This window comes from Micromonospora sp. CNZ299 (genome assembly GCF_002754415.1).
In genome coordinates, this window is the sequence record NZ_PEFG01000001.1 from 4,085,453 (window position 1) to 4,101,015 (window position 15,563).

General features: G+C 73.9%; 2 protein-coding genes. Both read left to right on the forward strand.

What is annotated here, in order from left to right; genetic code table 11:
• The first annotated feature begins 14 nt into the window (after window positions 1–14).
• A complete protein-coding gene (locus tag CLT68_RS18895; protein ID WP_099852481.1) occupies window positions 15–10,676 on the forward strand; it encodes a type I polyketide synthase in 10,662 nt (3,553 codons plus the stop codon).
• Complete coding sequence (locus CLT68_RS18900; RefSeq protein ID WP_099852483.1) at window positions 10,676–15,529, forward strand: type I polyketide synthase; 4,854 nt, start codon at window positions 10,676–10,678, stop codon at window positions 15,527–15,529. Before CLT68_RS18895 ends, CLT68_RS18900 begins: the two co-directional genes overlap by 1 nt.
• The last annotated feature ends 34 nt before the right edge of the window (window positions 15,530–15,563 follow it).

The window sequence follows — 15,563 nt, forward strand, 5'->3', positions numbered from 1 at the left end:
GGGGTTGGCAAGCGATGCTGACTGAAGACAAGCTCCTCGACTATTTGAAGCGGGTCACCGCCGACCTGCACCAGACGCGGCAACGGCTGCGCGAGGTCGAGGCGGGCGAGCAGGAGCCCATCGCCATCATCGGCATGGGCTGCCGCTTCCCCGGCGACGTGCGTGCCCCCGAGGACCTGTGGCAACTGCTGCTCGACGGACGCGACGCGATGGCCGAGTTCCCGGACGACCGGGGCTGGGACCTGGACGCGCTGTTCGGCGACGGGGCGGCGGGCACCTCCGACGCCCGTCAGGCCGGCTTCGTCTACGACGCGGCCGACTTCGACGCGGCCTTCTTCGGCATCTCGCCGCGCGAGGCCACCGCCATGGACCCGCAGCAGCGGATGCTGCTGGAGGTCACCTGGGAGGCCCTGGAGGATGCCGGGATCGACCCGTCGACGCTGAAGGGCAGCCAGACCGGTGTCTTCGCCGGCACCGCCGGTCAGGACTACGGCACGCTGCTGCTGGGCGCCTCCGAAGGACTGGAAGGGCACCTGCTCACGGGCAACGCCGCCGCTGTCGTCTCAGGGCGGGTCTCGTACTGCCTCGGGCTGGAAGGCCCGGCCGTCACCGTCGATACCGCGTGCTCGTCGTCGCTGGTGGCGCTGCACCTCGCCGCACAGGCCCTGCGTCAGCAGGAATGCGGGCTCGCGCTGGCCGGCGGCGCCACAGTGATGGCCACCCCCGGCGCGTTCCTGGAGTTCTCCCGCCAGGGCGGGCTGTCCGGCGACGGGCGGTGCAAGGCGTTCGCCGCGGCGGCCGACGGCACCGGCTGGGCGGAGGGCGCCGGTGTGCTCGTTCTGGAGCGGCTCAGCGACGCGCAACGCAACGGCCACCCGATCCTCGCCGTGATCCGCGGCTCGGCGGTCAACCAGGACGGCGCCTCCAACGGGCTCAGCGCGCCGAACGGCCCGGCGCAGCAGCGCGTCATCCAACGGGCACTGGCCAACGCCGGCCTCACCCCGGCGCAGATCGACACGGTCGAGGCGCACGGCACCGGCACCAGCCTCGGTGACCCCATCGAGGCGCAGGCCCTCATCGGCACCTACGGCAAGGACCGCGACCCGGAGCGTCCGCTGTGGCTCGGCTCGATCAAGTCCAACCTCGGGCACACCCAGGCCGCCGCCGGGGTCGCCGGCATCATCAAGATGGTCCTGGCGATGCGCGCCGGTGTCCTGCCGCAGACGCTGCACGTCGACGAACCGACCCCGCAGGTCGACTGGTCCGAGGGCGCCGTCGAGCTGCTCACCAGCCGGCGGCCGTGGCCGCGGACCGGGGAGCCCCGCCGCTCGGCGGTCTCCTCCTTCGGGGTCAGCGGCACCAACGTGCACGTCGTCCTCGAACAGGCCCCGGAGGTCGCGGACGACACCGCGCCCGCACCGGCGGTCAGGTCGACGCCGGACGGACCGTGGTTGCTGTCCGCGCGTACCGAACGGGCACTGCGGGCGCAGGCGGCGAAACTGCTCGCCCGTGTGGCGGGCGACGACCGGGTCGACCTGCGCGACCTGGCGTACGCCCTGACGGCCGCCCGCGGCACGTTCGACCACCGGGCTGTGCTCCTGCCCGGTGACCGCGCCGACCTGGTGCACCGGCTCGCGGCGCTGGCGGAGGGGCGCCTCGACACCGGAGTGCTCGTCGGCCAGCGGGGGAGAGCGCGTACCGCCTTTCTCTTCTCCGGTCAGGGCTCCCAGCGCGCCGGCATGGGCACCGAGCTGGCCGCCGCGTACCCCGCCTTCGCGGCGGCGTTCGACGAGGTCTGCGACGCGCTCCAGCCGCACCTGGAGCAGCCGCTGCGCCAGGTGATCGCGGAGAACCCGGACGGCCTGCTGGACCAGACCGCCTACACCCAGGCCGGTCTCTTCGCCGTCGAGGTGGCGTTGTACCGGCTGATCGAGTCCTGGGGAATCGTCCCCGACCACCTGATCGGTCACTCCGTCGGTGAGCTGGCCGCGGCGCACGTCGCCGGGGTGCTGTCCCTGGCCGACGCCGCGACCCTGGTCGCCGCTCGCGGCACGCTGATGCAGGCGCTGCCCCCGGGCGGGGCGATGATCGCGGTTCGGGCCACCGAGGCCGAGGTGCTGCCGCTGCTGACCGAGGGCGTGTCGCTCGCGGCGGTCAACGGCCCGCGCTCCATCGTGCTCTCCGGCCGGCAGGACGCGGTCGAGGCCGTCGCCGCGCACTTCGGCAAGGCCAAGCGGCTGACCGTGAGCCACGCCTTCCACTCGGCGCTGATGGAGCCGATGCTCGACGACTTCCGCCGGGTCGCCGAGAGCATCACCTACCACGAACCGCGAATCCCGATCGTCTCCAACGTCACCGGCCGGCTCGACGAACGACAGGACGCCGCCTACTGGGTGCGGCACGTCCGGGACGCGGTCCGCTTCGCCGACGGCATCACCGCACTGGCGGACGCCGGCGTCACCACCCTGCTGGAGATCGGCCCGGGCGGCGTCCTCACCGCGCTGGCCGAGGACTGCCTGACCGACGGTCAGGTGGTCGTCGCCACGCTGCGCAAGGACCGCCCCGAACCGGTTGCCCTGCTCGCCGCAGTCGGCCGCCTGCACGTGCACGGTGTGTCCCCGGACTGGCGTGCCGTGCTCCCCGCCGGCCGGCCGGTGCACCTGCCCACCTACGCCTTCCAACACGAACGCTACTGGCCGGACACCTCCCGCCGATGGACCGGCGACCTGACCAACGTGGGCGTACGCCCGGCCGGGCACCCACTGCTCGGCGCGGCCGTCGCGCTCGCCGACGGCGGCGGCTTCCTCTACACCGGTCGTCTCAGCCTGGAGCAGCACTCCTGGCTGGCCGACCACGCCGTGCAGGGCACTGTGCTGGTGCCCGGCACCGGTTTCGTGGAACTCGCGCTGCGCGCCGGTGAGCAGGTCGGCTGCGGTCATCTGCGGGAACTCACCCTCCAGACGCCGCTGGTGCTGGCCGAGCGCGGCGACACCGAACTTCAGGTGTGGGTCGGCCCGGCCGAGGACGACGGCTCCCGCGCGGTGACCGTCCACTCCCGAGCGGTCGACGTCACCGACCCGGACAAGCCGTGGACCTGCCACGCCGCCGGTGTGGTCCAGGCCGCCGAGGCGTCCACCGCGGACTGGCGGGACTTCGCCAACTGGCCGCCGGCCGGGGCGCAAGCCGCCGACCTGACCGGCTTCTACGACAGGCTCGCCGCGCAGGGGTTCACCTACGGACCCGCGTTCCAGGCGCTCCAGCGGGCCTGGGTGGCCGGCGAGTACGCGTACGCCGAGGTGCGCATCCCGGACGGCAGCGGCGCCGACCCGGCGGACTTCGGCCTGCACCCGGCGCTGCTCGACGCGGCCATGCACGCCACCGGCCTGCTGCCGGCCCGCACGACCGAGCAGGGCAACCGGCTCCCGTTCGCCTGGAACGACGTCGCCCTGCACTCGGCCGGCGCCACCGACCTGCGGGTCCGGGTGCGGATCGCGGAGAACGCCGACGTGAGCGTCGCCGTCGCGGACGCCACCGGCGCACCGGTCGCCGAGGTGCGGGTGCTCACGCTGCGGCCCATCTCTGCCGAACAACTCGCCACCACCGACGACACGCTCTTCCACGTCGACTGGCCGGCCGTCACGACCAGCGCCGTCGACCCGGGCCGGATCGTGATCCTCGGCGACGACCTGCCCGAACTCGACGCTCGCGGCGTCGACCGCTACCCGGACCTCGCGGCCCTCGGTGTCGCAGTGGCCGGTGGGGCCGACCGCCCGGACCTGGTCCTGGCCGGCTGCTCCGGGACGGACCTGGACCCGCGATCCACCCACACCACCACCATCGCCGCGCTGGTCACCGCGCAGCACTGGCTGGACGACCCGGCCTTCGACGGGGCCCGGCTGGTCCTGGTCACCCACGGGGCGATCGCCGCAGGCCCGGACGAGGACGTCACCGACCTGTCCGCCGCGCCGGTCTGGGGCCTGATCCGCTCGGCCCAGTCGGAGAACCCGGAGCGCTTCGTCCTGGCCGACCTGGACGCGCACCCGGAGAGCACGGGCCGGCTGATCGAGGCGGTCACCTCCGGCGAACCGCAGATCGCCGTCCGGCGCGGCACGGTACGGGTGCCCCGGCTGGCCCGGCTCGCCCCGGCCCGCGAGCCGCAGCGCCCGCTCGACCCGGACGGCACCGTTCTGATCACCGGTGCCACCGGCACCCTGGGCGGTCTGCTCGCCCGGCACCTCGTCACCCGGCACGGCGCGCGGCACCTGCTGCTCACCAGCCGCCGGGGCGGCGCCGCCGAAGGCACCGCCGAGCTGTGCGCCGAACTGACCAGGCTGGGCGCCGCGGTGACCCTGGAGGCCTGCGACACCGCCGACCGGGACGCGGTCGCCGCGCTGCTCGCCTCGGTGCCCGCCGAGCATCCCCTGACCGCCGTGGTGCACGTCGCCGGGGTCTCCGACGACGGCGTGGTCAGCGCGCTCACCCCGGACCGGGTCGGCGCGGTGCTGCGGCCCAAGGTCGATGCCGCCCACCACCTGCACGAGCTGACCCGGGACGCGGACCTCAGCGCGTTCGTCCTGTTCTCCTCGCTCGCCGCGACCCTCGGCGGTGGCGGTCAGGGCAACTACGCGGCGGCGAACGCCTACCTGGACGCGCTCGCCCAGCACCGGCGGGCCGCCGGGCTGCCCGCGGTCTCGCTGGTCTGGGGTTTGTGGGACGCCCGCAGCGGCATGTCCGAGCACCTGGACGACACCCACTTCTCCCGCATCGCCCGCGGCGGCATCGTCTCGATGCCGTCCGACGACGCGCTCGCGCTCTTCGACAGGGCGATCGCCGCGTCCGTACCGGTGGTCGCGCCGGCCCGGCTGGACTTCGCCGCGCTGCGGGCGCAGGCCGCCCAGGGCGGCGTCCCGGTGCTGCTGCGCGGTCTGGTCCGGCTGCCGGGTGGCAGGCCGGGCACCAAGACCCGCGCCGGCAACGCGTTCCTCACCCACCTCGCCGCCCTCGCCGAGGCGGACCGGGAGCGCGCACTGCTCGATCTCGTACGCGGACAGGCAGCCGCCGTCCTGGGCCACTCCGGTCCGGCGGCCGTCCCGCCGCAGCAACCCCTCTCCGAACTCGGCGTCGACTCGCTGACCGCCGTGGAGATCCGCAACCAGTTGGGCGGTGCGACCGGGCTGCGCCTGCCGGCCACTCTCATCTTCGACTACCCGACCCCGCAGGCTCTCGCCGGATACCTGCACGACCAGTTGATCGGCATCGAGGCACCGGCACCGGCGAGCCCCGAGGCCGCGCCGATCGCCGCGGACGAGCCGATCGCCATCGTCGGCATGGCCTGCCGCTACCCCGGAGGTGTGCGCACACCCGAGGACCTGTGGCACCTGGTCGACCTGGGCGCCGACGGGATCACCGGGGTTCCGGAGGACCGGGGCTGGGACATCGCGGGTCTCTACGACCCGGACGCGGACCGACCGGGTGGCTTCTACGTCCGGGAGGGCGGCTTCCTCGACGGGGCCACCGACTTCGACGCCGCGTTCTTCGGGATCAGCCCCCGTGAGGCCGTCGCGATGGACCCGCAGCAGCGGGTGCTCCTGGAGGTCTCCTGGGAGGCGATCGAGCGGGCCGGCATCGACCCGGTGTCGTTGCGGGGGAGCCCGACCGGCGTGTTCGCCGGCACCAGCGGCCAGGACTACGGCGGCGTGCTCGGCCGTGACCCGTCCAGCGTGGGCGGTTTCGGCCTGACCAGCACCACCGCCAGCGTCATCTCCGGTCGGGTCTCGTACGCGCTCGGGTTGGAGGGGCCGTCGCTGTCGGTGGACACCGCCTGCTCGTCGTCGCTGGTCGCCCTGCACCTCGCGGCCCAGGCGCTGCGGCAGGGGGAGTGTTCCCTCGCGCTGGTCGGTGGCGTGATGGTGATGGCGACCCCGGCCGCGTTCGTCGCGTTCAGCCAGCAGCGCGGGCTGGCCCCGGACGGTCGGTGCAAGTCGTTCGCCGGGTCCGCCGACGGGATCGGCTGGGCCGAGGGCGCCGGCGTCCTGGTGGTCGAACGGCTCTCCGACGCGCGGCGCAACGGCCACCACGTCCTCGCCGTGGTCCGGGGCAGCGCGATCAACCAGGACGGCGCCTCCAACGGGCTGACCGCCCCGAACGGACCCTCGCAGCAGCGCGTCATCCGGGCTGCCCTGGCCAACGCGGGCCTGGGCACCGCCGACGTCGACGTGGTCGAGGCGCACGGCACCGGGACGGTGCTGGGCGACCCGATCGAGGCACAGGCGCTGCTCGCCACCTACGGTCAGGGCCGGCCCGCGGACCGGCCGCTGCGGCTCGGGTCGATCAAGTCGAACATCGGGCACGCGCAGGCCGCCGCCGGCGTCGCCGGGATCATCAAGATGGTCGCGGCGATCCGCAACGAGACGATGCCGCGCACCCTGCACGTGGACGAGCCCACCCCCGAGGTGGACTGGTCGGCCGGCGCGGTCGAGCTGCTCACCGACGCCCGGCCGTGGGAGGCGTACGGGCGTCCGCGCCGGGCCGGCGTCTCGTCCTTCGGTGTCTCCGGCACCAACGCGCACGTGATCATCGAGGAGGCGCCAGCCGCGCCGGTCGACGAGCCGGCCGTGGTGTCGCAGGACGTGCCGTGGGTGCTGTCCGGGCGTACCGCCAAGGCTGTCGCCGACCAGGCCCGCCGGCTCACCGACCTTGGTTCGGCCCCGGCCGAGATCGCTCACTCGCTGGTGGCCCGATCCCAGTTCGTCCAGCGGGCGGTGGTGCTCGGTCCGGATCACCGCAGTGGCCTCGCGGCCCTGGCCGACGGGTTGCCGTCCAGCACTGTGGTCTCCGGTGCGGCGCGCTCGGCTGGTGTGGTGTTCGTGTTCCCGGGTCAGGGTTCGCAGTGGGTCGGTATGGCCGTGGGGTTGTTGGATGCGGAGCCGGTGTTCGCGGCGCGGATCGCGGAGTGCGCGGCGGCGTTGGATCCGTTCGTGGACTGGAACCTGCTGGAGGTCTTGCGCTCGGACGATCCGTTGGAGCGGGTGGATGTGGTGCAGCCGGTCCTGTGGGCGGTGCACGTGTCTCTCGCCGAGGTGTGGCGGGCCAGGGGTGTGACCCCGGATGCGGTGATCGGTCATTCGCAGGGTGAGATCGCTGCGGCCTGTGTGGCGGGGGTGCTGTCGTTCAGTGACGCGGCGAGGGTCGTGGCGTTGCGGAGCAAGGCGCTGCTGTCGATCGCGGGCAGCGGTGGGATGGTGTCGGTCAACGCCGGTCTGGACGTGGTCACCCCGTTGTTGACCGAGGGCGTGAGCATCGCGGTGGTCAATGGTCCGACGAGTGTCGCGGTGGCCGGTGCTGACCTGGATGTGTTCCTGGCGGCTGCGGAGGCGGCCGGGGTGCGGGCCAGGCGGGTGAAGGTGGACTACGCCTCGCACTGCGCTCTGGTCGAGCCGGTGGAGGCGGAACTGGCCCGTCTGCTCGACGGGGTGCGAGCGCAACCCGGGACGGTGCCGGTGTTCTCGACCGTCGAGGGCGGCGGTCAGATGGACGCCGACTACTGGTATCAGAACCTGCGCCAGCCGGTCCGCCTGGACCTGGCGGTCGAGGCGGCATACGCGGCGGGGCACCGGATCTTCATCGAGGTCAGTGCGCACCCGGTGCTCACCGGCGCGATCGCCGACACCGCCGACGTTCCCGCCGTCGGCACGCTGCGCCGAGGCGAAGGCGGCCCCCGGCAGGTGGTGCGGGCCCTCGCCGAGGCCTGGGTGCAGGGCGCCCCCGTCGACTGGAGCACCGTCGTCCCGCCGACCCGGACCGTCGACCTGCCCACCTACCCCTTCCAGCACCAGCGGTTCTGGGTCGACGAGGTCAACCTCCCGGCCACCGCCGACATCGCCACCGCCGGACTCAGCGCCGCCAACCACCCGATGCTCGGCGCCGCCATCCCGCTGCTCGACTCCGACGCCGTCCTCTTCACCGGCCTGCTCTCCGTCGAGGCCCACCCGTGGCTCAGCGAGCACAAGGTGATGGGCGCCAACGTCATGCCCGGCACCGCCTTCGTCGAACTCGCCCTGCACGTCGCCAACCAGACCGGATGCCGGCGGCTGGAAGAACTCACCCTGCTCACTCCGCTGATCGTGCCCGAGCGCGGCGCCCGCCAACTACAGCTCTGGGTGGGCCCACCGGACGGCAACGGCCGGCGTGCCTTCAACGTCCGCTCCCGCTCCGACGACGGAGAGCCCGCCGACGCGCTCAGCCCCACCGGCTGGATCCACCACGCCACCGGTGCGATCAGCACCGCCGCCGATCCGGCCGCACCGACCAACCTCACCACCTGGCCACCGCCCGGTGCCCGGCCGGTCGACCTCACCGAGTTCTACGAGGCCGTCAGCCGGACCGCGTTCGACTACGGACCGATGTTCCAGGGCCTGCGCGCCGCCTGGGTCACCGAGGACGACGTCTACGCGGAACTGTCCCTGCCCGAGTCGGGCCGGGCCACCGCAGGCGCGTACGGCATGCACCCGGCCCTGCTCGACGCCGGGCTCCAGGCCATGTCGCTCAACAACTTCCTGACCCGGATGGGCGACGGTGAACCCGCCGAACGGAGCCGCCTGCCGTTCGTCTGGAGTGGCATCTCGCTGCACGCCACCGGCTCCTCCAGCTTCCGGATCCGGCTCAAGCCGGCCGGCGCCGTCGGTGTCTCGTTCACCGTCGCCGACAGCACCGGCGCCCCGGTCGCCGAGATCGACTCGCTGATCATGCGGCCGGTCTCTGCGGACCGGCTGGCCAGTGCCCGTGGCGGCGACCACGAGTCGCTGTACCGGCTGGACTGGACTCCGGTGCTGCCCGCAACCGCGCCGGCCACCGCCGTCGTCGGCGCCGACCCGTACCAGCTCACCGGTGTCGCCGGGACCGGGTACGCGGACCTGGCCGCGCTGGCGGACGCGCCGGCCGTACCCGAGTTGGTCTTCGCGACGCTCGAAGCGGATCCACTGCGGGCGGCCGAACCCGGCGTCGGCGCCCGGCACACCACCACGCTCGCGCTCGACCTGGTGCAGCGATGGCTCGCGGAGCCGGCCTTCGGCGCGTCGCGCCTGGTCGTCGTCACCCGCGGCGCGGTCGCGGCGAACACCGACGATGCGGCCGGTGACCTGGCCTCGGCCGCCGCGTGGGGCCTGATCCGCACCGCCCAGGCCGAGAACCCGGACCGGTTCGTCCTGCTCGACCTCGACGACGATCCCACCTCACTCGCGGTGGCCGTCCCGGCGGTCGCCTCCGGCGAGCCGCAGGTGGTCGTCCGTGCCGGCCGCCCGCTGGCACCACGCCTGGCGCCGGTCCCGGTCGCCCCGGAACCGCGCGCGGACATCACCCCTGGCGACCCGGACGGCACCGTGCTGATCACCGGCGGCACCGGCACCCTCGGCGGGTTGCTCGCCCGGCACCTGGTCACCGAGCACGGCGCCCGGCGGCTGGTGCTGACCGGACGTCGCGGACGCTCCGCCGACGGGGTGGACGACCTGGTCGCCGACCTGACCGACCTCGGCGCTGAGGTCACAGTGGAGGCCTGCGACGCCACCGACCGGGACGCCCTCGCGGCGGTCCTGGACCGGATCCCGGCCGACCGGCCACTGACCGTCGTGCACGCCGCGGGTGCCCTCGACGACGGTGTCGTCACCGCGCTGACCCCGGAACGCATCGACACCGTACTGGCGCCGAAGACCGACGCCGCGTGGAACCTGCACGTGCTGACCCGGGACCGCAAGATCGCCCGGTTCGTGCTCTTCTCCTCGGTGGCCGGCGTGCTGGGCGGCGCGGGGCAGGGCAACTACGCGGCGGCCAACGCTTTCCTGGACGAGCTGGCCCGGCACCGCAGGGCACTCGGCCTGCCCGCCGAATCCCTGGCCTGGGGCCTGTGGGAGCAGTCCAGCGGCATGACCGGGCACCTGGACGGCGCCGACCTGCGCCGGGTGGCGCGCGGCGGGGTCCGGCGACTGCCGACCGCCCGGGCGCTCGCCCTGTTCGACACGGCAGGTGTGCTGGACGAGCCGCTGCTGATCCCCGCCGACCTGGACCTGGCCGGGCTGCGCAACCAGCCGGTGGAGACAGTGCCGGCGCTGCTGCGCGGACTCGTCCGTGGCGCCACCCGGCCGGTCGCCGAACCGGCCGGTGGCCCGTCGGTCGTGGGCCTGGCCCAGCGGCTCGCCGGTCTCGCCGACGAGGACGCCGACGCCCTGGTCCTCCAGGTGGTACGCGCCAACGTCGCCGCCGTCCTCGGCTACCCGAGCCCCGACGAGGTGGACCCGACCCTGCCGTTCAAGGAGCTGGGCTTCGACTCGCTGACCGCCGTCGAGCTGCGCAACCGGCTCAACGTCGCGACCGGCCTGCGGCTGCGCGCCACCCTCGTCTTCGACTACCCGAACGCCCACTCGCTCGCCGCGTACCTGCGGGCGCAGGTGGTGCCGGACGAGGTCGGGGCGGCCGAGCCGCTGCTGGCCGAGTTGAGTCGGATCGAAGCCGCCGTGGCCACGCTGCCCGGCGACGGACCGGTCCGTGAGCAGGTGACCAGTCGCCTGCGGGACCTGCTGGCCGGGCTGGAGCCCACCGGCGCCGCGGACGTGGCGCAGGACCTCGAGTCGGCCACCGACGACGAAATGTTCGAGTTCATCACCCGAGAGTTCGGAGTGTCGTGATGGCAGACGACGAGAAGCTTCGCCATTTCCTCAAGAAGGTCACCACCAGCCTTCAGGAGACCCGGCAGCAGCTGCACGAGGCCGAGAACCGTGACCGGGAGCCGATCGCGATCGTCTCGATGAGCTGCCGGTTCCCCGGAGGCGTACGCGGGCCGGAAGACCTCTGGCAGATGCTGGTCGGCGGGCGCGACGCGCTCGGCCCGCTCCCCGCCGACCGTGGCTGGGACCTGGAGTCGCTCTACAGCCCGGACGCGGACGCACCCGGCCAGAGCTACGTCCGGGAGGGCTCGTTCCTGACCGACGCCGCCGACTTCGACGCCGCGTTCTTCGGGATCAGCCCGCACGAGGCGCTCGCCATGGACCCACAGCAGCGGCTGCTGCTGGAGGCGTCCTGGGAGGCGATCGAGCGGGCCGGTGTCAACCCGCAGAGCCTGCGCGGCAGCCAGACCGGGGTGTTCGTCGGCATCACGCAGCAGAACTACGGCACCGCGCTGCACGAGGCGCCCGAGGGCGTCGACATGTACCTCGGCACCGGCACCACCACCAGCGTCGCATCCGGCCGGATCGCGTACAGCCTGGGCTTCGGTGGCCCGGCCGTCACGGTGGACACGGCCTGCTCGTCGTCGCTGGTCGCGATGCACTGGGCGGTCCAGTCGCTGCGGTCGCGCGAGTGTGACCTGGCCCTGGTCGGCGGCGTCACGATCATGGCGGCGCCGGGTGCGTTCATCCTGTTCAGCAGGCAGAAAGGGCTGGCCGCGGACGGCCGGTGCAAGCCCTTCGCCGAGGCCGCCGACGGCACCGCCTGGGGAGAGGGCGTCGGCATCATCATGGCCGAGCGGCTCTCCGACGCGCAGCGCAACGGCCACCCGATCCTGGCGATCGTGCGCGGCAGCGCGACCAACCAGGACGGTGCCTCCAACGGCCTGACCGCGCCGAACGGGCCGGCCCAGGAGCGGGTCATCCGGGCCGCGCTCGCCAACGCGCGGCTCACCCCGGACCAGGTCGACACCGTCGAGTCACACGGCACCGGCACCACCCTCGGCGACCCGATCGAGGCGCAGGCGCTGCTGGAGACGTACGGCCGGGGCCGTCCGGGGGAGCACCCGCTCTGGATCACCTCGGTCAAGTCGAACATCGGGCACACCCAGTCGGCGGCCGGCATCGCCGGGCTGATCAAGGCGGTGCTCTCCATCCAGCACGGGGTCCTGCCGAAGACACTCAACGTCGACGCGCCCACCTCGCACGTGGACTGGTCGGCGGGCGCCGCGCAGGTGCTCACCGAGACGATCCCGTGGCCGGAGACCGGGCACCCGCGCCGGGCCGGGGTGTCGTCGTTCGGCGTTTCCGGCACGAACGGGCACATCATCCTGGAGCAGCCACCGGCCGAGACCCCTGTCGACGCCACCGACGGCAGCGACGGCCAGCTCGCCGCGTGGCCGATCTCGGCACGTACCGAGGCCGGCCTCGTCGAGCAGGCCCGGCGCCTGCACGACCACCTGACCCGGCACCCCTCGCTCACACCGACGGACGTCGGTCACTCGTTGTGGAAGACCCGGGCCACCTTCGACCACCGCGCCGTCGTCGTCGGCTCCAACCGCAGGGAGATGTTGCAGACCCTCGCCGAGTTCCCCGACGGCAGCGCCCCCCGGGCCGACCGGCAGCTCGGCGGCAGGCCACTCTTCGTCTTCCCGGGCCAGGGCTCGCAGTGGCTCGGCATGGCGACCGAACTGCTCGACCAGGAGCCGGTCTTCGCCGCCCGGATCGCCGAGTGTGCCGCCGCCCTCGACCCCCACGTCGACTGGTCGCTGCTCGACGTGCTGCGCTCCACCGACCCCGCCGCGTTGAACCGGGTCGACGTGGTGCAGCCCGCGCTCTGGGCGGTGATGGTGTCGCTCGCCGAAACCTGGATCTCCCGTGGCGTACGGCCCGGCGCGGTCATCGGCCACTCCCAGGGCGAGATCGCCGCCGCCTGTGTGGCCGGCGCGCTGTCGCTGACCGACGCCGCCAAGGTGGTCGCCCTGCGCAGCCGCGCGCTGCTGGCCCTGTCCGGCACCGGCGGCATGGTGTCGGTCAACGCCCCGCTCTCGGTGGTCGAACCGCTGCTCACCGACGGCATCGCCGTGGCCGCCGTGAACGGCCCGTCCAGCGTGGTCGTGGCCGGCGCCGACGTCGCAGGCTTCCTGGCCGCGGCCCAGGCGGCCGGGGTCCGCGCCCGGCAGGTCCAGGTGGACTACGCCTCGCACTGCGCCCAGGTCGAGCCGATCGAGGACGAGCTGGCCCGGCTCCTGGACGGGATCACGCCGACCGCCGGCACCGTCCCGATCATCTCCACGGTCACCGGCGAGCCGATCGACGGCACCGCGATGAACGCCGGCTACTGGTACGACAACCTGCGCAACCCGGTCCGCCTCGACCAGGCGGTCCGCACCGCCCTGGGCGCCGGTCACGCCCTGATCGTCGAGATCAGCCCGCACCCGGTGCTGATCGCCGGGCTCACCGGCCTCGCCGAGGAGGCCGGCGGCGACGCCGTGGTCCTCGGCACGCTGCGCCGCGGCGACGGAGGGCTCCGCCGGTTCACCCAGGCGCTGGCCGCGGCGTACGTGCACGGTGCCGCTGTCGACTTCGCGACGGTCCAGCCGCAGGGGCGCATCGTGCCGCTGCCGACCTTCGCCTTCCAGCGGCGGCCGTACTGGTTGGGCGGCCAGCGGCCCCCGGCTCCCGCCGTCGCCACCTCGGGCACCGACGACGCGGTCTTCTGGAACGCCGTCGAGCGGCAGGACGCGGACGTGCTCGCCGAGACCATCGGCGCCGACCCGGCGGCGGTGGGGGACCTGCTCCCGGCGTTGTCGTCGTGGCGGCGGCAGCGGCAGACCGGCTCGATGCTGGACAGTTGGCGCTACCGCGACGAGTGGGTACGCGTCCCCGACCAGCCGGCCCGCCTCACCGGCACCTGGCTGGTCGCCGTACCGGCTGGTCTCGACTCCCCACTGCCCGCCCAGGTCAGCGGAGCCCTGCGGGCCGGCGGCGCGCAGGTGGTGCCGCTGGAGATCGACCCGGTCGACGTCCAGCGCACCGCCCTGGCCGCCCAGCTCACCCTGGCGCTCGACGCGGCCGGCTGCGACCGCCCCGACGGGGTGCTGTCCCTGCTCGCCCTGGACGAGCGGGTCCTGGACGGGCACCGCTCCACCCCGCGTGGCTTCGCCGCCACCGTCGTACTGGTGCAGGCCCTCGGCGACCTCGGCCTCGGCGCCCCGCTCTGGTGCGCGTCGCACGGCGCGGTCGGCACCGGGCCGGGCGACCCCCTGGCCAACCCGGTCCAGGCGCTGCTCTGGGGCTTCGGGCGGGTGGCCGCGCTCGAACACCCGGAACGCTGGGGTGGCCTCGTGGACCTGCCCGGGACGCTCGACGAGCGCGGCTCCGGCCTGCTCTGCGCCCTGCTCTCCGGCGCGACCGGCGAGGACCAGGCCGCGATCCGTCCGCCCGGCCTTCTCGGTCGGCGCCTGATGCGCGCCCCGGTCGGCGACCGCAGCCCGGCGCGGAGCTGGCAGCCGCGCGGCACCACCCTCATCCTGGGCGGCACCGGCGGCCTCGGGTCCCAACTGGCCCGCTGGCTGGCCGAGCGCGGTGCCGAGCACCTGCTGCTGGTCAGCCGTCGCGGCCCGGACGCGCCCGGCGCGGACCGGCTGCGCGACGACCTCACCGCGCTGGGTGCGACAGTCACAGTGGCCGCCTGCGACGCCGCCGACCGGGACGCCCTGGCCGCGCTGATCGACGCGATCCCCGCGAAGACACCGCTGACCACTGTCGTGCACAGCGCCGCCGTCCTCGACGACTGCGTGATCGACGCACTGGAGACACACCGCGTCGACGGTGTCCTGCGCGCCAAGGTCGACTCGGCCCGCCACCTGCACGAGCTGACCCGGGGCCTGGACCTGGACGCGTTCATCACGTTCTCCTCGTTCGCCGGCACGGTGGCCAGCTCCGGCGTCGGCAACTACGCCCCCGCCAACGCCTACCTGGACGCCCTGGTGCAGCACCGCCGGTCGCTCGGCCTGCCGGGCACCGCTATCGCCTGGGGCGCCTGGGGTGGCGGTGGCATGGCCGACGGCGAGTTCGGCGAGCTGCTGACCCGCCACGGCGTCGCCGAGATGGCACCCGAGCTGGCGATCACCACGCTGCGCCAGGCGGTGGAGCACGACGAGCCGTTCCTCACCGTCGCCGACATCCGGTGGGAGCGGTTCTTCGTCGCGGTCACCGCGACCCGGCCCAGCCCGCTGGTCAGCGCGATCCCGGAGGCACAGCAGGTGCTCGCGGCCATCGCCCGCGACGGGGACGGCGCCGGCGAGAGTGCCACGGCGCGCCTGGCGGGCCTGCCGCCCGCCGAGCGGGCCAAGGTCCTGCTGGAGACGGTACGCGCGCAGGTGGCCACTGTGCTCGGTTACGCCTCGGCCGACGAGGTGCCGCCGAAGAAGGCGTTCCAGGAGCTCGGCTTCGACTCGGTGACCGCCGTGGAGCTGCGCAACCGCCTGGGCGCCGCCACCGGGCTGCGGCTGCCCGTCACGCTCGTCTTCGACTATCCGAACCCGGTCACGCTCGCCGCCTTCCTGGACAGCCTGTGCGGCGGCGCCGACGACAGTTCCGCGCTGGACGACCTGGACCGGCTGGAAGCGGCCCTGGACGGCCTCGAACCGGACGACGTCACGTACGTCCGGCTGATGACCCGCATGCAGGCGCTCGTCGCCGACTGGAAGCACGGCCGTGCCGAGCCGGTGGAGACCGCGGGCGAAGCCCTGGCCGACGCCACCGACGAGGAGATGTTCGAACTCCTCGGCAAGAAGTTCGGCATCGCCTGACCCGCACGCTCACAAGGGGAGACCACCGATGGCC